16 protein-coding genes and 1 riboswitch are annotated in these 25,756 nt (G+C 57.1%); of the genes, 6 read left to right on the plus strand and 10 right to left on the minus strand.

The window, feature by feature from the left end; genetic code table 11:
• Both guaB and mntR read right to left on the minus strand, forming a co-directional pair.
• Positions 1 to 1,479 (minus strand): IMP dehydrogenase, encoded by a 1,479-nt coding sequence (gene guaB, locus AD930_RS14720; RefSeq protein ID WP_043552752.1) that lies wholly within the window; start codon positions 1,477 to 1,479, stop codon positions 1 to 3.
• A 145-nt stretch (positions 1,480 to 1,624) separates the two neighbouring features.
• Positions 1,625 to 2,098: a manganese-binding transcriptional regulator MntR gene (gene mntR, locus AD930_RS14725; protein WP_043552753.1), complete on the minus strand. Its 474-nt coding sequence runs from the start codon at positions 2,096 to 2,098 to the stop codon at positions 1,625 to 1,627.
• Positions 2,099 to 2,266: 168 nt separating this feature from the next.
• Here mntR and AD930_RS14730 point away from each other — a divergent pair, with 168 nt between their 5' ends.
• From AD930_RS14730 to AD930_RS14755, 6 genes are all read left to right on the plus strand, one after another.
• Positions 2,267 to 3,622 (plus strand): Nramp family divalent metal transporter, encoded by a 1,356-nt coding sequence (locus tag AD930_RS14730; protein ID WP_082781916.1) that lies wholly within the window; start codon positions 2,267 to 2,269, stop codon positions 3,620 to 3,622.
• Between the two features lie 135 nt (positions 3,623 to 3,757).
• On the plus strand, positions 3,758 to 5,962 hold the full coding sequence (locus tag AD930_RS14735; protein ID WP_167375201.1) for a TonB-dependent receptor: 2,205 nt from the start codon (positions 3,758 to 3,760) through the stop codon (positions 5,960 to 5,962).
• A 178-nt stretch (positions 5,963 to 6,140) separates the two neighbouring features.
• Positions 6,141 to 12,206 carry a DUF3320 domain-containing protein gene (locus tag AD930_RS14740; RefSeq protein ID WP_061506835.1) on the plus strand — a complete coding sequence of 2,022 codons (6,066 nt, stop codon included), beginning with the start codon at positions 6,141 to 6,143 and terminating at the stop codon, positions 12,204 to 12,206.
• Between the two features lie 189 nt (positions 12,207 to 12,395).
• On the plus strand, positions 12,396 to 14,192 hold the full coding sequence (locus tag AD930_RS14745; RefSeq protein ID WP_061506836.1) for a glycoside hydrolase family 15 protein: 1,797 nt from the start codon (positions 12,396 to 12,398) through the stop codon (positions 14,190 to 14,192).
• Positions 14,193 to 14,357: 165 nt separating this feature from the next.
• The gene (locus AD930_RS14750; RefSeq protein WP_061506837.1) at positions 14,358 to 14,927 is read left to right on the plus strand and encodes a biliverdin-producing heme oxygenase; all 570 of its coding nucleotides are present in this window, start codon (positions 14,358 to 14,360) and stop codon (positions 14,925 to 14,927) included.
• Positions 14,920 to 17,466 (plus strand): HWE histidine kinase domain-containing protein, encoded by a 2,547-nt coding sequence (locus AD930_RS14755; RefSeq protein ID WP_082781917.1) that lies wholly within the window; start codon positions 14,920 to 14,922, stop codon positions 17,464 to 17,466. The genes AD930_RS14750 and AD930_RS14755 overlap by 8 nt, the downstream gene beginning before the upstream one ends.
• 9 nt (positions 17,467 to 17,475) lie before the next feature.
• Here the strand turns inward: AD930_RS14755 and AD930_RS14760 are convergent, their stop codons facing one another.
• From AD930_RS14760 to AD930_RS14795, 8 genes are all read right to left on the minus strand, one after another.
• Positions 17,476 to 18,237, minus strand: coding sequence for an ABC transporter ATP-binding protein (locus tag AD930_RS14760; protein ID WP_061506838.1), 762 nt, complete (start codon positions 18,235 to 18,237; stop codon positions 17,476 to 17,478).
• Positions 18,234 to 19,241: a FecCD family ABC transporter permease gene (locus AD930_RS14765; protein WP_061506839.1), complete on the minus strand. Its 1,008-nt coding sequence runs from the start codon at positions 19,239 to 19,241 to the stop codon at positions 18,234 to 18,236. Before AD930_RS14765 ends, AD930_RS14760 begins: the two co-directional genes overlap by 4 nt.
• On the minus strand, positions 19,238 to 20,068 hold the full coding sequence (locus tag AD930_RS14770) for an ABC transporter substrate-binding protein (RefSeq protein WP_061506980.1): 831 nt from the start codon (positions 20,066 to 20,068) through the stop codon (positions 19,238 to 19,240). Before AD930_RS14770 ends, AD930_RS14765 begins: the two co-directional genes overlap by 4 nt.
• A gap of 172 nt (positions 20,069 to 20,240) precedes the next feature.
• Positions 20,241 to 20,460: riboswitch (cobalamin riboswitch) on the minus strand.
• Between the two features lie 20 nt (positions 20,461 to 20,480).
• Positions 20,481 to 20,861, minus strand: a complete 381-nt coding sequence (locus tag AD930_RS14775; RefSeq protein ID WP_043552763.1) for an alpha/beta hydrolase family protein — start codon at positions 20,859 to 20,861, stop codon at positions 20,481 to 20,483.
• 225 nt (positions 20,862 to 21,086) lie between these two features.
• Positions 21,087 to 22,148 carry a glycosyltransferase family 4 protein gene (locus tag AD930_RS14780; RefSeq protein WP_061506840.1) on the minus strand — a complete coding sequence of 354 codons (1,062 nt, stop codon included), beginning with the start codon at positions 22,146 to 22,148 and terminating at the stop codon, positions 21,087 to 21,089.
• Positions 22,149 to 22,197: 49 nt separating this feature from the next.
• Positions 22,198 to 23,325, minus strand: coding sequence for a glycosyltransferase (locus AD930_RS14785; protein WP_061506841.1), 1,128 nt, complete (start codon positions 23,323 to 23,325; stop codon positions 22,198 to 22,200).
• Complete coding sequence (locus AD930_RS14790; RefSeq protein WP_061506842.1) at positions 23,319 to 24,227, minus strand: glucosamine inositolphosphorylceramide transferase family protein; 909 nt, start codon at positions 24,225 to 24,227, stop codon at positions 23,319 to 23,321. Before AD930_RS14790 ends, AD930_RS14785 begins: the two co-directional genes overlap by 7 nt.
• 140 nt (positions 24,228 to 24,367) lie before the next feature.
• On the minus strand, positions 24,368 to 25,735 hold the full coding sequence (locus AD930_RS14795) for a cytochrome-c peroxidase (protein WP_244150612.1): 1,368 nt from the start codon (positions 25,733 to 25,735) through the stop codon (positions 24,368 to 24,370).
• Between the last annotated feature and the right edge of the window lie 21 nt (positions 25,736 to 25,756).

Raw genomic sequence — 25,756 nt, forward strand, 5'->3', positions numbered from 1 at the left:
TCAGTCCCGACGATAGTTAGGGGCTTCACGCGTGATGGACACGTCATGAACATGGCTTTCACGCAGACCAGCACCAGTAATGCGGCGGAAGCGCGCATTCTGCTGAAGGTCTTTGAGTTCCGGAGACCCGGTATAACCCATACCGGCTTTCAGGCCACCCACCAGCTGGTGGATAACGGCGGCCATCCCGCCTTTATAGGCAACGCGCCCTTCAATCCCCTCCGGCACCAGCTTCAGAGAGTCCCGCACTTCCTGCTGGAAGTAGCGGTCTGCCGAGCCACGTGCCATGGCGCCAAGGCTACCCATGCCACGATAGGATTTGTAGGAGCGGCCCTGATACAGGAACACTTCGCCCGGAGCTTCTTCCGTGCCGGCCAGCAGAGAGCCAACCATTACGACGTTAGCGCCAGCACCAATGGCCTTTACGATATCACCCGATGTGCGGATACCACCATCAGCAATGCAGGGCACGTTCAGTTCACGACAGGCAACCGAGGTTTCCAGCACGGCGGAGAACTGCGGTACACCGACACCGGCCACAATACGCGTGGTGCAGATAGAGCCCGGACCAATACCGATTTTCACACAGTCAGCACCAGAGGCGATCAGTGCCTGAGCCGCTTCCGGCGTGGCCACGTTACCCGCGACGATCTGAATAGTGCTATCAAGCGCTTTCAGGCGTTCAACTGCCCGCAGCACGCCGGAGGAATGACCGTGGGCGGTATCCACCACCAGCACGTCCACGCCGGCTTCCACCAGCAGTTTTGCGCGATTGAAGCCATCATCACCCACACCGGTAGCGGCTGCGCAACGCAGGCGGCCAAGGCTGTCCTTGATGGCCAGCGGGTAAGCAACGGCTTTGTCCATGTCCTTGACGGTGATGATCCCGACGCAACGGTCGGCCTCATCCACCACCAGCAGCTTTTCAATGCGGTGTTTATGCAGGAGTTGGCGGGCCGTATCCGGGTCCGCGCCGTCACGCACCGTTACCAGCCCGTCATGCGTCATCAGTTCGGAAACGCGCTGGTTGGGGTCAACAGCAAAGCGCACATCACGGTTGGTGATGATGCCGATCAGCTTCTGCGTGCCCGGTTCGACGACCGGCAGACCGCTGATGCCGTTGCGCTGCATGATCTCGCGCACTTCAGCCAGCGTCTGGTCCGGCCCGACCGTAACAGGGTTGACCACCATGCCCGATTCGAAGCGTTTGACGCGGCGAACATGTTCAGCCTGTTCTGCCGGCGTCAGGTTTTTATGGATCACGCCAAGGCCGCCCTGCTGGGCCATGGCGATGGCCATCTGATCTTCCGTCACCGTGTCCATGGCGGCGGAAACCAGCGGAATATTGAGCTCAATGGAGCGTGTCAGACGTGTGCGAACGGACGTCTGGTTGGGGACAACCTCAGAAGCAGCGGGAACGACGAGAACGTCATCAAACGCCAAGGCTTCGGTAACACGGCTGTAGGGGGAAGAAGTCATACAACGGGAACCCTTGACCAGATTGCGATTGGGGGCACCCGACAGCAGAGTATCGCCGCAGGTCACCGACCATTGGCGCTTCCTCTTATGGTCTTGCCCGCCGAAAGGCAAGAGAAAGAGACATAAAATTGACAGGTTTTTAAAATTACCGGGGCGTCAGGGTCCCGTTTTTTAACGCCCGCCGAAACGCTTCCAGCGTCGCGTCACTCACAAAATGCTCCATCCCCTCGGCATCCAGGCGCGCTGTGACAGCGTCCACCCCAAGGGCCAGCAGAAATTCTTCCACCAGCTGATGTCGCGCCCGGACCGTTTCTGCCAGCGCAACGCCAGCGTCGGTCAGAAATACGCCGCGATACGGTTTGCGGGTTACAAACCCCTCCGCTTCCAGGCGCACCAGCATTTTGGCGACTGTCGGCTGAGAGACGCCGAGCCGATCGGCAATATCAACCTGGCGGGCCTCTTTCCCCTCGGTCAGCAGATCATCAATCAGTTCGACGTAGTCCTCAATCAGAACATTGCGTCTTGCCTCCCGTGCATGCCGGAAGCCCTCACTCTGGCTTTCAACATCAGGCATGACCGGCTGGCGTTCTTTCAACTGAGGATCTCCGCGTAACAGCATAGTGAGGGAGCTATAGCGAATTCAGAACAGCAGCAAAAGCATCTTTGCTCAGGGCATTTTAGAGACAGCGCTGAGAAAAATGCCAAGCCTCTACCTTATAGCCTATTGCATATTTTACGGGTCCGTTTGTAATATTTGAAATCTCTTTTCGGTAAAGTTCCTCAATTCATGTCTGCACCTCCGGCTTCACAACGCCGCACCGCCCTGAATGCTGTTTTTTCTCCACAGCAGAGCAGGCTCAGCCTGCCCGAAGCCCATGCATCCATTGCTGTGCCAGAAGGTGCGTCCAGATTACGGCGCTTTCTGGCGTTTGTGGGGCCGGGTTATATGGTGTCCGTCGGGTATATGGACCCGGGAAACTGGGCGACGGATCTTGCTGGCGGTGCGCAGTTTGGCTTCACGCTGCTCTCCGTTATCATGCTGTCCAACCTGATGGCCATTCTGCTGCAATCCCTCGCTGCCCGACTGGGTATTGCGACGGGACATGATCTTGCGCAGGCCTGCCGGGCTTACTTTCCTCGCAGTGTGAACATTCTGCTCTGGCTGGCCTGTGAGCTCGCTATTATCGCGTGTGACCTTGCCGAAGTGATTGGCACCGCCATCGCGCTCCAGTTGCTCTTTGGTATGCCGCTCCTGCTGGGAGCCTGCCTCTCTGCGCTGGACGCCATTGTCTTGTTGCTGTTGATGCGTTTGGGGTTTCGGTGGCTTGAAGCCTTTGTCATGGCGCTGCTCAGTCTGATTGCTGTGTGCTTCGTCTTTCAGATCGCCGCAGCAGCCCCTCCGATTGCGGCCGTCATGAAAGGGTTTATCCCCTCCCCGGTTATTCTGACCAATCCTCAAATGCTCTATGTGGCCATCGGCATAGTTGGGGCGACGGTCATGCCCCATAACCTCTACCTGCATTCGGCCCTTGTGCAGACACGCAGCTACGCCCGAACCTCCGCAGGGAAGAGAGAAGCTATTCGCTGGTCTACGCTGGACAGCACGATTGCCCTGATGCTGGCGCTGTTTGTGAATGCAGGCATTCTGATTGTCGCAGCCGCAGCGTTCCATACGACGGGGCATCAGGATGTTGCGGAAATTCAGGAAGCCTACAAGCTGATTTCTCCCATTCTGGGGCTGAGCATTGCATCGACGCTGTTTGCCGTCGCGTTGCTGGCGGCGGGCACAAATTCAACCGTGACGGGCACTCTGGCCGGGCAGATCATCATGGAAGGGTTTTTGCACCTCCGCATGGCCCCCTGGGCGCGCCGGTTGCTGACGCGCGGGCTGGCTATTCTCCCGGTTATTCTGGTCACGCTCCTATGGGGCGAGAAAGGCACCGGAGACCTGCTGGTGTTCAGTCAGATCATCCTTTCCATGCAGCTTCCTTTTGCTGTCATTCCTCTTGTCTGGTTTGTTTCAGACCGTCAGAAAATGGGGGAATTTGTGCTCTCCCGCCCTGTTTCACTTCTTTCATGGGGTGTTGCCGGGATCATTCTGATCCTGAATTTCAAACTGCTTTACGATACCGTGTTCGGTTAACCACGCCCTCTCCTTTTTGTTCCTCTCCTTCATGAAAGACGCCCGAGAGTGTTTTTGTTCGGCCTCAAATATAGCACTTGCTATGAAAAAATGCAGTTTGTCTATTCCCGGAACGGTGCGGGACTCTTGCCTGTTATGGCGAGGCCTGCGTCATGGACATCCTGCACGGCTCTGGCCTTATGGTGTGCTCTTTCAGGCGCACCGCTGCACGCACAGGCAGCGACGTCTCCCCTTCCTGATCCCGACAAAAAAAATGTTCATTTAAAAGGGAAATCAGCCGAGCAGCGCGCCAAGGCACAGGCGCCCAAAGAGGCGGAAGCGTCTCCCAAAGTGGAGGCCGTTACGGTTCATGCAGCCTTCAACAGCGCCCGCGCCCGTATTGCGCCCAATCTGGGGGCTGTGGCCTATCGCATGGGGCAAGCGCAGATTTCGACCACACCCGGGGGCGAGAACGCGGCCTTTAATCAGGTGCTCCTCCGCATGCCCGGTGTCGTCATGGATTCATTTGGTGAAGAACATGTGCGCGGAGAGCACGGCGGCCTGACTTACCGTATTAACGGCGTTCTGTTGCCAGAAGGCCTGAACGGGTTTGGGCAGGAGTTGGACACCCGAATTATTGATTCTGTAACGCTGATGACAGGCACCCTGCCCGCTCAGTTCGGCTTCCGTACGGCTGGGATTGTGGATGTCACGGCAAAATCCGGCAATTCTCTCAATAATCGGGAAATCTCTTTGTATGGAGGAAGCTATAACAGCTTCAACCCATCCTTTCAGGTTGGAGGCACAAAGGGGAAATGGGAATATTTCGTCACAGGGTCATTCAATAGAAACAATATCGGGATTGAAAACCCGACCCCAGCCTTTCGCGCGACCCACGACGTAACAGAACAGGGAAAAGCTTTCGGTTACGCGTCATACCATTTTGATGACACAAGCCGCCTCAGCCTGCTGACTAGTATTTCGAACGCAAATTTTGAAATACCCAATGCGGCCGGGTTGCCAAAGCTTTACGATATTCACGGCGCGGGCGACGTTAAATCTCAGGATGTTGACGATAAGCAGAATGAACAGAATTACTATGTGGTTCTGTCTTACCAGAAAACCGGGAACAAACTGAACTATCAGATTTCGCCTTATTTCCGCTATGGCGCAATCAATTACACGCCCGACCCTGTGCGGGATATGGTGTTCCAGGGTGTTGCAGAAAAGGAAAATAACAACTTCACCACAGGCGGCCTCCAGTTTGATGCCTCGTATGATGCCTTTAAGGCGCACACCATCCGCTTCGGTGTGCTGGGGCAATATACCTCGGAGAAATTGTGGACACGCACGGATGTTCTGCCGGTGGATGAGGACGGCATGCAGACGTCCACACATCCGGTATCCATTCAGGATAATACGGGAAACTGGGCCGCAGAAGCGGGAGCTTACCTGCAGGATGAATGGAAGCTGCTCAAAGGCGTAACGCTGAATTACGGCGTACGCTATGACCGATTTGAGTCGTCTTTTGATCGGGAAGGACAGGCCAGCCCGCGCGCCAATCTGGTCTGGGAGGTTGACCCTTCGACGACTGTGCATTTTGGCTATTCACGATATTTCGCACCGCCGACAGCGCAGTATATCGGCCAGTCAACGCTGATGAAGTTTGCAGGCACCACCAATTCCCCGGAAAACTTTAACGGGACAGCCACTAAGGTCGAGCGGTCAAACTACTTCGATATTGGCCTGTCGCATCGCTTCCCGCAGGGGCTCTCCATCACGGTGGATGGCTTTTACAAGCAGGCTAAAAACCTTGGAGATCTCGGGCAGTTTGGGCGTGCGGTTATTCTCACCCCCTTCAGCTACAGAACCGGCAAGGTTTACGGTGCAGAATTTGGTGGAAACTACCATTACAAAGGCCTGGCTGTTTTCGGGAATTTCTCCTTTGTGAATACCGCAGCCAAAGACGTGAACTCGGCACAGTATCAGTTCCCGGCGGATGAACTGGCTTATATCAAAAATCATGCGATCAAACTGGATCATGAAGGTGAATTTACGTCCAGTGCAGGTGTCTCGTATGGCTGGACAGGTAATAAAGCCTATGTGGATTTCCAGTATGGCTATGGTCTGCGCTCCGGCTTTGCCAATACGGAAAAGCAGCCCAGCTATCACATCATCAATATTGGGTATGAGCACACCTTCAAACGCCTGCGCCCCCTCAAAGGACTGAAACTGCGCGTGGATGTGATGAACCTGTTTGATGAACGCTACCAGATCCGGAACGGCAGCGGTCTGGGGGTTTTCATGGCGCAATATGGACAGCGCCGGGCGGGATATCTGACAACCGTGATCCAGTTCTGATCCACCGGAACAGGAGCAAAGCTTAAGGGGCAAGCGCTTGATAATGATGTCGTTTTATGGCTGCGACAAAATTTGTTCTGCAAATGTCCCTTACATTTTCTATCGTCAGGCTCCATAACAGCACCAGAGATTTTTGCACGAACCTAGCCGTGCAAACTGAGTTCTGGAGAGACGACGCATGGATTTAGAGCATACGGAAGAGGTTTCCATCGCAACGGAAACACCGCAGCCAGACCCTGCGCCGGCTCCTCCTGCGTCGCCTGTTCTCAAAGTCTCCCTTCAGGATGCCCTGAACGCCTCACTCTGGGAAAACAGTGTGCCTGTTCTGCTGGAACTGGCCCTGCAGAACGAAACGGACCGCAGCTTTTCCCAGATTGACGTGACAGTCAGTAGTGAACCGACAGTTATTCGCCCCCGCTCATGGCACCTCCAGCAGGTCGAGCCCGGGCAGTTTCGCTCCCTGAAAGACCTCGATCTGAAACTGGATGGGGCGTTTCTGAGCAGCCAGACTGAAGCCTCTCGCGCCTCTGTCACCTTTCTGGCGACGGATAAGGAAACCGGAGAGGAACTGACGCGTCACACAACCGACGTGCGTGTTCTGGCCCGCAATGAATGGGGTGGCTTGTCCGGTATTCCAGACATTCTGGCCGCATTCGTGCTGCCGAATGACCCGGCTATTGCCCGTATTCTGCGCAGTGCGACGGAGATCCTGAAAAAGGAAGGGCTATCCCCCTCTCTGGAAGGATATCAGGGCAACAAGGAACGTGTCTGGCAGCAGGCACAGGCGATCTGGTGTGCTGTCTGCCAGCTTGATCTGGCCTACATCAACCCGCCTGCGTCCTTTATCGACCACGGGCAGCGCGTCCGCCTGCCCAGCCAGAGCGTGGAAGAACGTCTGGCGACCTGTCTGGACACTACAGTGCTGTTTGCAGCCTGTCTGGAAGCTGTGGGTATCCGTCCGATTATTGTTCTGACGCAAGGCCACGCTTTTACCGGCTTCTGGCTGGCAAAACTGGATGCCGGGGTTTCCGTCATGCAGGATCTGCCTGCCTTGCGGAACCGTCTGAAATTGCAGGATCTGGCGGTGTTTGAAACAACGCTGGTTACAGCCGGTCGTAAGCCCAGCTTCTCTGTGGCGTGTGAAAAAGGGGAAGCCAACCTGCGTCACGCGGGCGAGGACGAAGACAACACCTTCCGCGAGATTGTCGACATCCACCGCGCCAGACTGCGGCGCATTCATCCGCTCTCCTGCACCGTGCCCACCGCTCCGGCAGAGGATCAGCCCGACACGGAAGAGCCGGAAGCCGCCCTGCCCGCGTTTGAAGCGGCACCAGCCCTACGGGAAGACCCACAGGACGCGGAAGAAGACAAACCTGCAACGCCCGCCGACCGGCTCCAGCGCTGGTGTAATCGTCTGCTGGATATGTCGGGCCGTAACCGCCTGCTCAATCTGCCCCGCTCCGACAAGCAGCTGATTGTTATTGATTGCCCGAACGCGTCCGAGCTTGAAAATCATCTGGCCGCGATGCGGGCTGGACGGCTGACAAAGCCTCTGCGGTTCTGCCCCCGGCCGGACATGATGGACGAGGATGACCCCCGTCAGGCCAGCCTGCATCATGAACGACATCATGAAGATGCGGCCCGCGCCTACGCTGAGGAAGCGCTCGGGCGGAATGAACTTCTGGTCTCCCGCAAGGAAAACCAGCTACAGGCAGCCCTGACAGAGCTTTATCGGCGCGCCCGTGCCGCTGAGCATGAGGGCGGGTCTAATGTTCTGTTCCTGACCATCGGCGCTCTGGCGTGGACGGCGGAGGGACGGGACAAGCCTTACCTTGCCCCCTTGATCCTGATCCCCGTTATTCTGGAACGGCCCAGCATCAAATCCGGCTTTGTTCTGCGCGCGCACCCCGATGAAAGCCGGATTAACGCGACATTGCTTGAAATGCTTCAAGGCGATTACGATTTGCGTTTCCCGGCTTTGGCAGGCGAAGCACTTCCGGAAGATGAGTCCGGGCTGGATGTTGAGCGTATTCTGGAACTCTTCCGGGTGGGCCTGCGCTCCGTGCCCGGCTGGGAAGTGCGGGATTACGTCGCGTTGACGACACTCTCCTTCGCGAAGTTCCTGATGTGGAAAGACCTGCAGGAACGCAGTGACAAGCTCCGCACGAGCGAAGTCGCCACACGCCTGCTCGATGGTATCACCGCAGAAGATACCGAGGCAGCGCCCCTGCCCCGTTTTTTTGAAGTTGATGGCTCTTTGGACGAAGCACTCGTCAAGGCGGACCTTATCTGCCCGATGGAAGCAGATTCCTCGCAGCTCAAAGCCGTTGCCCGTGCGGCATCTGGTGAGAGCTTTGTGCTGATTGGCCCGCCGGGCACCGGGAAAAGCCAGACCATTGCCAACATCATTGCCAACACACTGGCGCAAAACCGCACCATTCTTTTTGTTGCGGAAAAGCGGACGGCGCTGGAAGTGGTGCGCAACCGTCTGAAGCAGATCGGGCTGGCGGAATTCTGTCTGGACCTGTTCTCACCCAAAGCCAGCAAGCTGGCTGTGCTTGGCCAGCTTGAGGCCGCTCAGACAGTGCTGGAAACCTTCAGCCCGGATGAATGGGCCCATAGCCGCCAGCAACTTGACCAGATCCGTGCCGAACTGAACAACTACGTTGTTGTGCTGCACCAGAAATGGCGCAATGGCTGGACGGCCTATCGCGCTATTGGCGTGACGCTCCGCGCGGACGATGCGCAAACACTCGTCATCCCCCTGTCATGGCCTGATTGTAATGCTCATACCGCGCAGGACTATCAGACGCTGGCCGACACGGCGGAAAATATTGCCAGCCTGTATGAGCGTATTGGCGATGTTGTGCAGTCGCCCAAACTGGCGGGGCTTGAGCATGTGGAGTGGTCGCCCATCTGGGAAGGGCGCCTGCTGGATGCCGTCACCGCAGCCCTTGCCAGCCTGAGCCGCCTGCGCACTACCGCAGAGGAGGCCGCGCGCACCCTAGGGTTGGAGGCATCAGATTTATCTCTGCGCCGCCTGCGACAGATGAGCATTCTGTGCAACCAACTCCTGAAACAGGAAGCCTGCGCATGGGCTTTTCCAGACACCTCTCAGCAAACACTAAAGACTCTTCTGGCCGAAAAAACGCCGATTGCGCGGCACGCCCAGCTCAAAGGCGAACTCCGCACGGACTGGAAGCCGGACGTGCTGAGTCTGCCGCTGGAAAGCATGGTGCAGGAATGGCAGGATTCCAAAGAAAAATGGATTTTTGCCCGGTCTAAAATTCAGAAGGCCCTGCGCAAAAAACTGGAAAGCCACACAAACGCCCTGCCGGATGAGTGTGAAGAGGATCTGGTTCGTCTGGCGGAAATACAGGCTCTGGAAAAGCAGCTGAAGGACGCGCCGCACCACGCTGTTGTTGGCTCGGTCTGGAAGGGTCTGGATACCAATTTCAGCACCATTGAGGCCATGCATGCATGGGGCGCCGAAACACGCGCGGCACTGGCTGCCTGCGCGGGCGATACAGCCGGCTTGCTCGCCGCCCGTACGCATCTGAATGCGCTTCTGCGCGACGGGATGGATCTGCTGCGCACTGGTGGGCCAGTTAATCATACGCTCAAAGCATTTCAGGCTGCTCTGGTTGAGTGCCTGACCAGCCTTGAAGCGCTCGGCGCTCTCAGCGGATCAGACGCGCTGGCGCTGGTTGAAGGCAGCCAGAAAACATGGCCGGACGCCATGACAGAAACTCTGCTGGCCTGGAAACAGTCTGCGCGAGATTTGCGGGACTGGTGTTCCTGGAAACATGCCTGTCAGGATGCTGTCCGGCTTGGTCTGACCCCGCTGATTGCCGCGATTGAGCATGGTCTGGTGGCATCACATGATGTCACACGCGTGTTTGAAGCCAATTATGCGCGCTGGTGGGTCCGGTTTGCGATTGATCAGTCCCCCCTGCTGCGGAGCTTTGTGGCGGCGACGCATGAAAAGCAGATCGAGCGCTTCCGCACGCTGGACCGCAAATTGATGGAAATGTCCGTCAAGCTCATCCGCTCACAACTGGCCGGGCAAATCCCGGATGCCAGAACCCGTCAGACAGACCCGGAATATAAGGTGCTGACGCGGGAACTGGCCAAGAAAATGCAGCACCTCCCCATCCGGCAACTGGCAGAAAAAATGCCCACGGCTCTGCGCCGCCTGACACCCTGCCTGATGATGAGCCCGCTCTCCGTCGCGCAGTATCTTCCTGCAGACGCCACCGCTTTTGACCTCGTGATTTTCGATGAAGCCTCGCAAATCCCGACATGGGACGCAATCGGGGCGATTGGCCGCGGCAAGCAGGTCATTGTGGTGGGTGACCCTAAACAGCTGCCGCCGACAGACTTCTTCAACCGGACTGCCTCCGATACAGATGAGGTGATGGAAACCCAGACCTGTGATCTGGAATCCATTCTGGATGAGTGCCTCGGAGCGGGTGTGCCGCCCGTTAACCTCTCGTGGCATTATCGCAGCCGGCATGAGAGCCTGATCGCCTTTTCCAATCAGGCCTATTATGGCGGCCAGCTCATTACCTTCCCCTCACCCGTCACCAAAGATCAGGCGGTTTCCTTCCGCTTTGTGCCGGGGGGCGTCTATATGCGCGGCGCAGGTCGCACCAACCCGGTCGAGGCCCGCGCTGTTGTGGCGGAGGCGCTTCGTCTGTTGCAGGATGGTTCCGAGCGCTCTCTGGGCATTGTCACCTTCAATAGTGACCAGCAAACCCTGATTACCGATCTGATGGACAAGGCCCGGAGTGAAGACCCGGCTCTTGAGCGGTTCTTTAGTGATGAAGCCGCGGAACCCGTGCTGATCCGCAATCTGGAAAACGTACAGGGTGAGGAGCGTGATATCATGCTGTTCTCCCTGACCTACGGGCCGGATCAGGCTGGCAAAATTACTCTGAATTTTGGCCCGCTGAACCGTGATGGCGGGGAGCGCCGCCTGAACGTCGCCATCACCCGCGCCCGTGAGCGTTTGATTGTATTCGGCTCCTTGCATGGGGATCAGATTGATATTGCCCGCACGCAGGCCGTCGGGGTGCATGATCTGCGCAAGTTCCTCACCTTTGCCGAACACGGTGCGACCGCACTGGCTGGGCTGCACGAAGGCTCTGTGGGCGACTTTGATAGTGATTTTGAGAAAGAAGTTGCCGCCCTGCTCCGCCTGAAAGGCTGGCAGGTTGTGCCGCAGATTGGCGTTTCCGGCTTCCGGGTTGATCTGGGTGTTGTGGACCCAGACCGCCCGACCACCTTCCTCGCCGGGGTGGAGTGCGATGGCGCGACCTATCATCGCAGCGCCACGGCGCGAGACCGCGACCGGCTGCGTCAGGCAGTTCTGGAAAATCTGGGCTGGACCATCCTCAGAATCTGGTCGACCGACTGGTGGACCAACGCCCAGCGCGAGTGTGACCGGCTGGACAAAGCTCTGCATGCCCTGCTGACCAAAATGCGGGAAGAGCGTGGGGCGCAGGAAGAAGAGGAACGCGCCCGGGCTGCCCTTCTCACAGCGGAGACTGATCATGCTGAGGCACAAGAGGCTGCCTTGGCACAGGATGAGGCAGGGAACGCAGAAGGAACCTCAGATCTCCCCGATAACTCTACACCCGGCGGAGCCGCATCAGACGAGCCGGGGTTTTACGCACGGGCACCAGAGTATGTGTTGCCGCAGGTCGATGCAGCGTTACCGATCACAGAACTGGAAGCCTCTGAAACTCAGCCAGATGCAGTGCCCGATCAGGCCCTGTTCTTCAAGGAAACCTACACGCCTACGCTGATCCGTCTCATTCAGCAGGAAGTAAACAAACATGGTCCGGTGCGGGAGGATCTGCTCGTGCAGTCTCTCTCCCGCCAGCATGGCTTTGCACGGGCCGGGCGGGAAATCCGCGAGCGTGTTCAGGGGCTGATCCCTGCTACGCTCCCGCGCACGGAAGAAGAGGTGGGCACCTTTATCTGGCCAGAAAACCGTTCGCCAGATGCGCCGCTGGCTTTCAAAGCCCCCGCCCCGCAGGAAACGTTGGACCCGGCAACCGTGCCGCTTTCCATGCTGGTCAGTCTGGCAAAAACACTGTTGGTCACCGGGCTGCCGGATGAGGAGCTTATTGCCACCATGCGCAAAGCCTGTGGCATGGGCCGTATGGGCGCAGCGACCCGAGCTCGGTTTGAAGCCGCGTTGGCGCGCAGTCGTGTTGCCGCAGACGGCACTACCTGATTGTCCCCCCCCCTCCATCCGAATGGCCGCACCAGCATTATGGCCTTTCGGGTGCAGCAGAGACTGCTCTCCTCACCCGTTCAATGCTAGCAAACGGGCGCATCACCCGCAGCTAACCCAGATGCGGAACGCTTACCCCCTGCATACCGTTCAGACTACAGAGTTCCTTCTTCTGCAAAGGATGCCGGTATGTCCTCTCACGATCCGTTTCCGCGCCGCATTCTTCCTCTTCCTATTGAAGACTATGCCCTGCTGGGGGATTGCCACACTGCGGCACTGACCGGCCGGGATGGCACTATCGACTGGCTCTGCCTGCCACGGTTTGACAGCCCGGCCTGCATGACGGCGTTGCTGGGAACAGCGGAACACGGATACTGGGCTTTACACCCAGTAGAACCCGTTCTCAGCGTGCAGCGTCGCTATCGCGAGGACACTCTGATTTTAGAAACCACATTTACCACCCAGACCGGTGAAGTGATGTTGACGGAGTGTATGCCGGTTGAGCAGGAACACCGCACGCTGATCCGCCGCGTGACGGCTGTTCGCGGACAGGTGCAGATGCGTTGCAGCCTGCGTTTGCGGTTTGACTACGGGCAAACCATCCCGTGGGTCACCAGACTGCCTGATGGAAGCGGTCTTTGCGCCATCGCGGGACCGGATCAGGTGGTATTACGCTCCACAGTGCCGCTCCAAGGGCAGCACCTGACAACAGAAGCTATTTTTGAGGTGAAAGACGGTCAGACAGAAACCTTCGTTCTGCAACATGCCCTCTCTCACGAGCCCCTTCCTTCCGCGCTCGATGCGGAGGCCGCACTGGCCTACACCGAGCAATGGTGGCGGAACTGGTGCGCACACTGCACCTATCACGGACCATGGCGCGAGGCCGTTCTCCGCTCTCTGATCGTCCTCAAGGCACTCACCTACGCGCCAACCGGCGGGATTATTGCCGCCCCCACAACGTCTTTGCCGGAAGATCCGGGCGGTATTCGAAACTGGGATTATCGCTATTGCTGGTTGCGGGATGCCGCCCTGACCCTCTCAGCCTTTATTTCCTGCGGGTATCATACCGAGGCTCAGGCCTGGCGCGACTGGCTCCATCGCAGCATTGCGGGAGACGCCAGCCAGATTCAGATCATGTATGGCCTGTGTGGGGAGCGAAATTTACAGGAATGGACTGTTGAAAGCCTGCCCGGCTACCACAATGCCGCTCCTGTTCGTATTGGTAATGCGGCGGCGGATCAGGTGCAGCTCGATATTTACGGCATCATGGCGCACGTCGCACAGCTTGGGCGAGCCGCAAGGCTGCATAACCGCCATTCAGCCTGGGCGTTGCAAACAGAGGTCGTCAACTGGCTACAGCATATCTGGAAGCAACCTGATCAGGGCATCTGGGAAGTGCGCGGAGGCCCGAGGCAGTTTGTGCATTCCAAAGTGATGGCATGGTTCACGTTTGAGGCCTCTTTGGAGGATATGGAGCGCTACAGGCTCCCCGGCCCCAAGGAAAGCTGGACCCGGACCCGCGATGCTCTGCATGCCGATATTTGTAAAAATGGTTTTAATAAAGAGCTTGGCAGCTTTGTACAGTTTTATGGCGGCGATACGCTGGACGCGGCTTTACTGCTCCTCCCCCGGGTAGGCTTTTTGCCATATGATGACCCCCGCATTCAGCAAACCATTGCCATGATTGAAAAACACCTGCTCAAAGAGGGCTTTCTGCAAAGATACAAAACCTGCGACAATGTGGATGGCCTGAATTCCACGGAAGGAGCCTTTCTGGCCTGCACCTTCTGGCTGGCCGATGCTTATGCGCTGTCAGGCCGACGAGAGGACGCGATAGCGTTATTTGAAAAACTGCTGAGCCTGCGGAATGATGTCGGCCTGCTGGCGGAGGAGTATGACCCACGGAACAACACGCAACTGGGCAATTTTCCGCAGGGCTTTTCCCATCTGGCGCTTATTCATACAGCCTTAACACTTTCCGCTTAGTAATCATCAACAGAGCGAATCATTGCGTCGTCAAATGTTGCCTATCCGGCACATGAATGCGATGATAGGTTCACGTTAACTGATACGCAGATCCTGTTGTCCACTTTGTTTACAACCATGCGGGACCTTCTGGCGTAGTCTTATCCAGATGGTGCGAGGTTCGGCATGACTCAGAGTTCACGTCGTTTTTTTCTACGTGACAAAACACAGTCCGATCATACAGAGCTGGATCAGCTCATTGGCCCTTTGACCTCCGAGCCAGCCTATCGCCGTTACCTGAAAAGCCTGACCGCATTCCGGAGAGGGGCCGAGCAGGCCATCAGTATGGTCAAATGGCCAGAGAGCCTGTCCGAGTGGGCTCCTGTGTCCCTCACCGTGATAATGCAGGCCGACCTGAAGGATCTGCAGGAAACTCACACTCCCCTGCCCGCTTTCAGCCCTCCGGCATCCATTCCGGCCCTGCTGGGTGTGCTGTATGTTCTGGAAGGCTCCTCCCTCGGCGCCCGCTTTCTGGCCAGGCAGGTTGCAGCTCTGGGATACACGCAGGATTTTGGGGCACGGCATCTGGCAATCCAGACCGCCTCTCCCGACAACTGGCAGCACTTTCTTCGCCTTCTGGATACCGCTCCTGAATGGAATGCAGAGGCCGCAGCGGACGCTGCCCACAGTCTTTTTCGCTATGCCATTGCTGCCGTAAGGCACACAGACAGCCTTACGGAAACACCACATGGTTGAATTTGGTCAGGCAGACCTTACCAGCTGCGATAAAGAGCCCATCCATATCCCCGGCAGTATTCAGCCGCATGGCTGTTTGCTGGCCTGTGAGGGCGATACGTTCCGGGTGCGGCGTGTTTCTGCCAATGCCGCCAGCATGCTGGGGCTGGCAGGGCTGGCTCCCGGTGTCCTGCTTTCGGATTATCTGAGCGCCAGCACTTTGCACGCCCTGCGCAATGCTCTGGCTCACAGCCTCTCCCTTGGGCGGCCAGCCTATATGTTTGGCGTGCATCTTGCCGGGGCGGCTGCGTTCGATCTCTCCATCCATGTCTCTGGGGACGATATTGTTATTGAGTGCGAGCCGGAAGGCGCGCCGGAAGACAACAGTCAGTCCGTCGCCAGCCTGCGGATGATGCTCGACCGCCTGCGCAACATGTCGGACATGGAGACCCTGTTCAGGGCCGTCGTGCGGCTGATGCGAGGCATGCTGCATTATGACCGGGTGATGATCTATCGCTTTGACCCGGACTGGTCTGGCAAGATCGTGGCGGAAGCACGGTCCTCTGTTCTTGAGAGTTTTCTGGGGCAGCATTTTCCCAGCGCCGATATTCCAGCACAGGCGCGAGATCTGTATCAGCGTGCCCTGATCCGCATGATCGGGGATGTTGGCTATACCCCAGTGCCGGTGCAGGAACTGCCGGGGCTTGGGCCGCTGGATATGTCTCTCTCCCAGTTGCGGAGCGTCTCCCCCATTCATTGTGAGTATCTGAGCAATATGGGCGTGGGGGCCTCCATGTCTATTTCCCTGATGGTGGACGGGAAATTGTGGGGCATGATTGCCTGCCACAACTATTCCCCCAAAATCCTGACATTGGGTGAGCGCACAATCGTCAAGATTTTTGGTGAGTTTGTTGCGTTGCGAATTGTGGTGCTGCTCAGAACCAGCCGCCTGCAGGTCACCCAGCAGACTCACATCCTGATCGAAAATTTTTTGAGAGAAGCTGTCCCGATGTCGGACATGCCTTCTTACCTGCGCCAGCATATTGCCGATCTCGCTCCCCTCATCCCCTGCGATGGGATTGGTTTATGGATCAATGGCCAGTGGACCACGCACGGTAGCGCTCCCTCCGCGCCCGATGTCGTGCTGGGGCTGGTCTCCATCGCGCATGAACGCGCCGGCCACCATATCTGGCATACGGATCATCTGACCGGGCTCACCCCGGATGCAGCAGGTTTGTTGCCAGACGTTGCTGGTGTGATGATTATCCCTATCTCTGCCCAGCCGAAGGATTATGTCTTCCTCTTCCGGCGGGAAATCCTCCAGACGCTGAATTGGGGCGGTGACCCTAACAAAACCTATACCAACGGCCCGCTCGGCCCACGTCTGACCCCGCGCACCAGCTTTGCCATCTGGAAGGAAGAGGTGCAGAAAAAGTGCCTCCCCTGGACCGATAATAATCTGGAAGCCGCAGGACTGGTCCGCTCCGGGTTGATTGAGGTGATGGGCGCCTATCATCAGCAGCAATTAAAAGAACGCTCTCAGGCTGACACGCGCCAGCGCATGCTGAATGAAGAACTCAGCCACCGGGTGAAGAATATTCTGGCCGTCGTGCAATCTCTTATGGCGCGACCAGTGCCAGAAGGCCGCACGATGCAGGAACATTTCGTTATCCTGCAAGGACGAGTGAAGGCTCTGGCGACCGCGCATGATCAGGTCGTCCGCACTGATGGCGGCGGTCTGCTTTATCCTCTTCTGGAAGCTGAGCTGGCCCCGTACCGGCTCCTGCCCGATACCATTACGCTTTCTGGCCCACAGATCTGGCTGACAGGCCGCGCCTTGTCCGTCATCGCGCTGATTGTGCATGAACTGGCAACCAATGCGGCAAAATATGGTGCGTTTTCCAATCGGGAGGGCCGTTTGCATGTTTCCTGGTGGCAGGATGAAGCGACGCAGGACTGGGTAATAACCTGGCAGGAAGTCGGTGGCCCACCCATCAGCAAGCCTGAGAGCAAAGGCTTTGGTTCCATTTTGCTGGACCGGGCTGTTCCGCATGAGTTGCATGGCAAAACAATAAAAGAATTTCGAACGGAAGGGCTTTTCATCCGTTTTAATCTTCCCAGCCACCATGCTGAGTTGATCACACAGGAGAACAGCACCATGCAGGAACCCCTGAAAGCAGAAGTCATGCAGGCAGACCGCGTGCGACTGCAGGACAAGAGTATCCTGATTGTGGAAGATCAGCTTTTGATTGCGATGGATGTTGAGCAGGCCCTGTCAGACCACGGTCTTTCTGATGTGCGCACAGTCTCCTCTGTTTACGAAGCCCTGCAGGCCATACGCACGCACCATCCTGACCTTGCTCTGCTTGATTTCAATCTGGGTGATGAAACGTCGACCGACGTGGCGCGCACGCTGCGGGAGCGAGGCATCCCGTTTCTGTTTGCCACGGGTTATGCTGATCGCTCCATGATCCCCACAGAATTTCACGATGTGCCCGTAGTGCGTAAGCCCTACGCTCCCATCACTCTGATCCGGGAAATGGAAAAACTCATCGGCTGAGAAGTCTTTTCAGGGACAGAGATCCCACGGCACGGGGATTGTCCCAATCCGCCGTGTCGTGACCTGATACACATCCCGCACCAAAGGCTCAGCCAGCACGTCTTCTGGCACGCCGTGTGCCCGCACCGCCCCATTCTGCATCAGCACCAACTGGTCGCAAAAGCGGGCAGCCAGTGCCAGATCATGCAGCACGACCACCACGGCCTTGCCGTCCTGGTGCGCGGCCTGCTGAAAAAGTGACATCACCATCAGCGCATGCGCCGGGTCCAGAGCCGCAACAGGCTCATCGGCCAGCAGAATGGGTGCGTCCACACAGAGCATCCGGCACAGCGCCAGTCGGGCCAGTTCCCCGCCAGAAAGACGATTGGCCGGACGGTCCGCACTTTGTAACAGCCCCGTTTTCTCAAGAGCTTGCGTTACTTTGGGATGATGGAACGCAACAGAACCGCTTTCCCCATGCGCCAGCCTGCCAAGGGCTGCCACATGGCGTACGCTCATGGGCGGTGGGCGCACAACCTCTTGCGGCATGAACGCAATCTGGCGCGCCCTCCAATGTGCCGGGGCTGAAGCGAGGTTCTGCTCATCAAGCTGGAGACGCCCTGTATCAGGTGCCTTCAACCCGGCGAGAACGCGCAACAGGCTACTCTTCCCTGCCCCATTGGGTCCAATCAGTCCCACTACTGTCCCACGCTCCACAGGCATCGTGACAGACCGCAGGATCTGCCGTCCGCCGAGGGAAAGAGAAACATCTGATACGTGCAGGCAGGTCATACGCCATCTTTCCGCAGCTTCAGCACCCGATGGAAGAAGACGGGCGAGCCGACAAGAGCCGTCAGAACACCAAGCTGAAGTTCTGGTCCGGATGCCGTCAATCGGACAACGTTATCTGCCACCAGCAACAAAGCCGCCCCACCCCAGAATGACGGCCAGAGCAGGCGGGAGGGCTGGTAGCCCGTCAAACCGCGCAAGACGTGCGGCACCACCAGTCCCACAAACCCGATCGCGCCGGATACAGCCACACAGGACCCAACAGCCAGCGCTGTTCCCAGCACAACCCGCATCTGCACGCCTCGCCAGCCTGTCAGCACAAAACCCATGCTGGTGGCGACATCTTCCCCCAGTGTCAGGGCATCCAGTGCCCGGCCTGTTGTCAGCATCAGGGCAACCCCCAGCACAGCGCCGGGCAGACAGATGGCGACATCCGTAAAGGTCCGGTCTGTCAGGGAGCCCATCAGCCAGTGCATGATTTCAAAAGAAGCATACGGGCTTGGGACCAGATTCAGTGTTAGCGCTGTCAGGGCTGCCGTAAACCCGCTTAACGCCGCGCCAGCCAGCAGGAGCACCAGCACCCCTCCGTCCCCCACCAGCAGCATCAGCAACGCGACCGCTGCAAAAGCACCGATCAACCCACCAAGCGGAAGGGCCACAAGCGAGACCTGCATCAGCCCGGTATAAAAGACGCACACAGCCCCCAGCGCTGCACCGCCCGATACCCCCAGAATACCCGGGTCTGCCAGCGGGTTGCGCATGTAGCCCTGCAAGGTTGCGCCGGAAAGACCAAGCACACCGCCCACCAGAATGCCCAGAAGCGCGCGCGGCAGACGCAACTGCTCCAGAATAATGGTGCCGGCCGTAGAACGCCCTGCTAGAACATCCTGCAAAGCCTGCATGCCAGCAATGGAGCTCTCCCCGTGCCACAGAGACACAACAAAAAGCACACCCACGCAGGCCGCCAGATAAAAAGAGAGGCCCCGCCCCTGTTGACCTGTGATCATCGAAGAGCATCCAGTGCGGCACGATTAACTTGAAGACGGCTGATGACATCCAGCGTTTGCGGCAGGCCACACAGCCATAATCTGGCGGGAATATCAGCCTTATGCGCTTGGGGAAAAGCGTTCTGTAAAACCGGATTGTCCAGCATGGCCTGAGCTATGGAATAGCCCTGCCCGGAACGATCCAGAATAAGCAGATCCGGCGGATGGGCGATCAGGGTTTCCAGAGGCAGCTTGAGCATATGGCTCATCCCCTTCCGGCCCGTATAGTTCTGAAACCCGGCATGGCGCAGGACATCGTCCGGTAGGCTTCCCGGCTGCGTGACAAAGCCATTGGCGGCATAGATGGCCGCGACGGGACCATTCGGGGCTGTTACACTCAGCTCAGCCAGACGCGCCCGAAATGCCGCCACAAGCTGCCTGCCCCGCTCAGGCTCGCCAATAGCGTCCGCAACCGTCATGATCTGTGTGGGAATATCATCCAGTTTATCCGCAGGCCGGAGCGCTACCACGGGCAGCCCCAACGATCTGGCCACCTGCATGGCGACACGCGCCGTATAGGTGCCACCCAGAACAATATCCGGTTGATGCGCTACAACGGCTTCGGCTGACACACGTAATGAGGGCACAGCCCGCGCCTGCTCGCACAGCACAGCGTTCTGGCAATCCCGCACCATCGGGCTAAGCCCCACAATGTTTTCAGGATTTGCCAGCATCAGGACAAGCTGATCAGTACATAGATTAAGCGAGGCTATCCGGTGTTTTGGCTCGGCCAGAGCTGCACGCGGCCCGAAGCACAGCACCAGAACCAGCAGGAACTTCCGCCACATCAGCAGGTCAGGCGAGCGAAGGAAAATTGGAAACAGAGGGGCATAGCGGTCTTCATCCCGTGACACATTACTCTTGTCACCAGACCGTATCCCTGCAGAGCAGCACAAAGCACACCCGGGGAGCCCCTGCCCTACAAACATACCCGCCAGATCACCCCGTCTGACAGTATCCAGTCACGCCTTGCGGATGGCAGGTTTCCTGGCTCACGGATCATCACGCCTGCATCTGTCTTCCCGGCCTTTCAGCCAGTGACCAGCTCCATTTGGAGCAAACAATGCAGAAGCATACCGTTTACAGTTGCGGGGGCAGCCCGTGCTTTGAACAAGCGTGTTCGCACACGGTTCCCTTTTCAGTCTCCCATTCGGGAGACCCCATCACACCTGCCTCAGAAACCCGCAAAACCCAGACGTGTCAAGAACGCGGGGCAAACGGCTCATGCAAGGCTCGCCGTCGCACACAGCGGGGCAGCAGCGTTTGCAGCATGCTCAGTGTCGCTGTGTCAGAAAGCCCGGTTTCATTGGAAAACTGGGTCAGCTCTTCTGGTGTGAAGAATTGCTGGATTTCAGCTTCTGTGGCCGGAGGAGCATCATCCTGCACCTGCCAGTTCCGGATGACGTCGATCATCCCTGCCGCACTGGCGCGTTGTTCCAGCTTACTCGGCGCATCGGGCTGCGGGACCGGGCCGAGCAGATCATTCAGGACAGAAAGCATGCCGGAGACATCCTTGCTGGCCAGAGTCATGAAATCCCCAACCTGTGAGACGGCAGATGTGAGCTGTTCTGTAATTTTCATAGGAACCACCTTGCCTAAGGCCCAGAGGACGTCTGCTTAGGCAAGTATCTCGCCCTACCGCATGGTCCTGCTTAACCAGATAAACTCTCTTCATGGAAAAGACAGCGTATGGAGTGTGAAGGGAGCTACCTCTTCAACGGCCATAAGGCAGGTCTCGTTGCGGCCCCGTCTCCATCTTCACCAAAATGTGTTGGCAACCCGTTTACAGAGAACCAGCCAGAAGGCTTACAGCCCCAGCATTTTGCGCCACAGGGCAATGACATGATCCCGGCTGAAAAGCGCAATCCTGTCTTTTCCGTTGCTGGAAAAAGCCAGACGTTTTTCCGGGTTCGCCATCAGGTTTAAAAGTCCCTCGGCCAGTCCGGCCACATCATTTTGCGGCACCAGAAGGCCTGTCTGGTCAGGGACAATAATCTCGGCAGGTCCCGTTTCACAATCAAACGCCACAATCGGCACACCAAAAGCCGCTGCCTCCAGCAGCACCATGGGTAATCCCTCAAACCGTGAGGACGAAGCCATAATCCCTGCCTGAGCAAACAGCGTGGCAACATCCTTCTGGGCCGGACCAACACTGGCACGCTCAAGGGTAGCGGCCTGTTCTGTCAGCAAGGTCTTTTGAGGCCCCTCGCCCACAATTGTCAGCTTCCAGCCCGCAGAGCGAGGATCACCTTCAACCAGTTTCCAGGCCTGCAGGAGCCGGTCGAACCCTTTTTGCGGGCTTAACCGCCCCAATGCCAGCACCGTGCGGGCCGCGATATCATACGGCTTCTCAGAAACCGGGGGAGCCATATTGGGAATACAATGCACCTGCGCTTTGGGCCGCGCTTTTTGTTGCCAGAGGCTCTGGTCCCGATGGGTCAGTGTGACGATATCATTCGCCCATTTCGCGGCGATACGTCGGCCCCAGCGCCTCTTCTTTTTCCCCAGATCGACGTTGTAATTGAAATGTTCCCACACAATGCACCGGACGCCAGCCAGTCTGGCCGCTGCAACCGCGTAGAGCGCATGCGTTGATTCCACGACAACCAGCGTTTCAAGCTTTCTGCTTTTGATGAGCCCATAGAGACGCATGATCAGCTTAGGTGCGGACCATAAAAGCGAGACGTGCTGTGCTGATAAAACAGCCCGCTTGATGCGCTCATCCACAGAATAGGCTGGCGGCCCTTCTGACAGAACTTCTATCAGCGTGATGTCCGCATCATCAACCAGACCATTTATCACGGCGCAACAGGTGCGCTCCGTGCCGCCCATCAGGCCAATTGTGTGGATAACAAACCCGATGCGCATCTATGCGTCCTCTTTAGTCAATGCACCACAGCACATCGCAAACAATGACCTAATGTCTCTTTGTCTTCGCAAGCAAATCAGACATCAGGAGAAGGTAGGCCTGCCCACCACAATCAATGGAAAAAGGCCTTACAGCCTCAGCCAGCCTCTGACTATCCGGAGCAGGTTTTTCCAGAACTGCAATCATGGCACGCGCAAGCGCACCGCTGTCTCCTACCGGCACAACATGCACAGCCTCAGAACACCCGACAAAATCACGAGCCGCTGGCGTGCAATCCGTTGTGATAACCTGACGACCCGCCGCAAGCGCTTCCAGAATAACCGCGCCATACCCTTCCCGCCGGGATGAGAGGACGAACAGACGCGCATCATCCAGATAGGGCCGGATATCTGTGACATAGCCTGTCAGCCGGACCTTGTCCTCTAGGCCCTCGCGGGTGGCGAGATCCAGCAGAGCCTGATGGTCCTGCCCTGCTCCGCAAATCGTCAGGGTTGCGGCTGGGTAGTGTTTGATAACGGATGCAAAGGCTTCAATCAGCAGGTCAAACCCTTTTGCGTGCGTCAGCCGGCCTGCGGCCAGAATATTGAAATTGCCGACATCTGGCATTCGGGCTGCAGGAAGGCTCCCGCAGAGCGCGGGCAACGGAATGACATCCGCGACAGGCCGCCTGAATAAGCAGTTGGCTTCCTCTGCCGTGGTATGATCAAGCGCCACCAGCTTGTCAGATTTCCGAAGCAGAAAACGCATCCGCATATTGAAGATTTTCTGCGCCCAGGCCGACCGCCCCGGTTTATAAATTGGAGAGCTGATTTGCGTGAGAATAACAGGGCGCACACCGGACGGTAGTTTCCCCAGTGCATAAGCAACGGGCCAATGATAATTCCCCGGCACAAAACAGGCTTTTACGGGGTTTTTCTGAAAATACTTTGCGGCCTTTTTGGCGAGTTCCGTCATGGAGGACCGCGAGCGGCAAATCGCTTTGGGGGCTATAACCAGTTTGACTGCCGGAGCCAGAAGATCCCGCATCTCGCCTGCTTCTGCCCCGGCAAACACAACAACAGGATAGCCTTGCAGAGACCAGTAATTGGCAAGCCGAATGGCAATTCGCTCGGACCCGCCAAACACAAAATCATGGATAACAATACCGATTGAAAAAACGTCTTTGTTTTTCAGCATTTTTTTTGCAGGAATTTCTTTGATTCTCGAATGAGTTCGATAGATAATCCATGGGCAGACAGTTCTGTCCGCTTGACGTCAAACACCGTGACAGACCCTGCGGCTGAAAGCGTATGCATCCCTTCTGTATACGGCGCAAACTGCTCCGGAAGCCTGACCTTGGGGCTGGCGTGCGTCACAACCCGATCCGGGGTCAGCGCTTCAAACCACAAAGGCCGAATAGCCCCACCATAGGTCCATGAACAATCCTGCACCGGCAGCATGACCCGCCCATTCAGAACACGCGGCGTTCCACCCGGCCGTGTACTGGCTGAATCGAACCGCACAGGGTTGTTCGGGTGCCGTGTCCACGGGCCGGTTAACTGCTCGGCAAAGGCCAGATGCAGTTCCCCCACCGGCTTGGGCGGCTTACTGGCGGGTGTGTAAAAAAGCCACCACAGACCATCATGGAAAAAGGGGGTGGCATCCACCGCAACATCGGGCCCCAGATCAATCACGCAGGCAGGCTCCCAAGCGTCGGGAAAGGAGGCTGCACGATACAGGGTCAGTTTTCCAGAATGATACGCTTCCGGCAGCATCCAGATCTCGCCGTCCGCTTCAAACACGTAAGGATAAGACAGATGCCACGGCTCAGAAAGCGCAACACGCCGCCCTAACAGATTGAAGCGTTCGTCATAAACAAAAACTTCTATGATCCCGTGTCGGGTTCGGTAGTCATAGGTTTCAACAAAGATATAAAGCCGGTTGTCTTTCCAGAACCCGAAGGGGTCAGCCATAAACTGGAAAGATTTCAGCTCAGGAAGCCAGGTGACAGTTTCGGCGTTTACACCGCCTTCTTCAATAATGGCATCCAGAGGCGCGTCAGAAATACCAACACGCCATATATCTTTACGGAGACCCAATTAAAAACCTTTTACATTCATAAAAATTAACACAAGAACATTTTTGTTCTTGAGAATTCATAATCAACACTTAACCTTTTATCAAGGTCAACGGCCCCAAAAGTAGGGCAGATCAGCGTCTTATGAGAGCCTGTTGACCGTTAATCTCCGGCATCTTTCGTCCAGCCATCTGTTAGTGTTTGCAGGAATGCAATAATGGCCTTTCGTTCGGCTTGAGTCAGAGCCGGAGCCTGCCCCGGCTTGCGGTCAAACGGAGCATCGGTCGTATCGATATTGCCCTGATAAGCCGCCGGAATATCATTATAGGCCTGAACCTTCCCATCCGGCCCTTTGGGGTAAAAGCGCTCAGGCTCAATATCCCGCAACACGTAAAAATCCAGAACGTCTTCCAGAGAATGAAAGACACCATTGTGGAAAAAACTATGCCGCGTTGCCGTGTTCCGCAAAGTGGGTGTCGCAAACATTCCGCAATAAGGCGCAAGCTCTTTCCGGCCCTCTGGCTTCTGATTACACACTCCAAGGTCATAATATGCCGGGTCATGCGTATGCTGGAGAGCAAAATTGCGAGGCGCTGCAAGTGCTTCGTATTGATGGTCTGTGAAAAGAGGCGGCAAGCCATCGCTCCCCACCGTGTCCACATGACACGCCGCACAGTTCCCCTTTTTAGGGTCATTAAACAGCAGGTAGCCTTCCCGCTCAGCAGGAGAGAAGCGCGCCCTTCCTTGCAACCAGGCATCAAACTTGCTGGAGTAAGGGTGAAAATTCTGCTCTTCAATCTGATAGCGCGCCAACGCAAACAGACCTTCAGAAAGCAGGAAATCAGACGAAACCTTACCCCGAATACCGGCCAGATCCCGCAAAGGCTTAGCATAAGCGACCGTTTGCAGGCGCGCGGTCACTTTCTCCGGTGTGGCTGCCATTTCATCCGGGTCAAACATGGGGCCACTGGCCTGCTGGTGCAGTGTATCGGCCCGGCCATCAAGAAACAGACCTCCCTGAGGCACCAGATTGGCTGCTGAGCTTGCTGTATTGACCGCACTTTTTGCCGCATGGGCGCCTCCCGTTACCGGCACCGCGATTGTAGGGGCAATATCATCAGCAACAGCATCATCCGGCCCAATACTGAACGGCGGCTGCCGCTCCAGATAGGTCAGGCTGGGGATTGCGCGCCGCCCCTCACGGTCGCCCTTGGCGCCTCCTTTAAAAACCGGGTCCTTCCCGGCTGGACCATAATGCAGGCTGGTTACATGGCAGGAGGCGCAGGATAACGTGCCGGAACCAGACAATGCCGGGTCAAAAAACATAGCCTTGCCCACTGAGGCCATCATGGACAGCGGCTGCTGCTTTTCCAGACGCAGGCTACGCGGGCATGGGTTGCTCCCAGCAGCAGCAGGGCTACAAGATGCCACAGCCACAGGCTGCGCTTTGGCCACCTGCCCGCTCAGCGCCAGCAGGACAGCGCATCCTGTCACCAGAAATGTTGATCGCAGCAACCTGAAAGAGCGCAAGAATGAGAGCCTTCTCTTAAA

Source organism: Acetobacter malorum, from assembly GCF_001580615.1.
GTDB lineage: Bacteria > Pseudomonadota > Alphaproteobacteria > Acetobacterales > Acetobacteraceae > Acetobacter > Acetobacter malorum.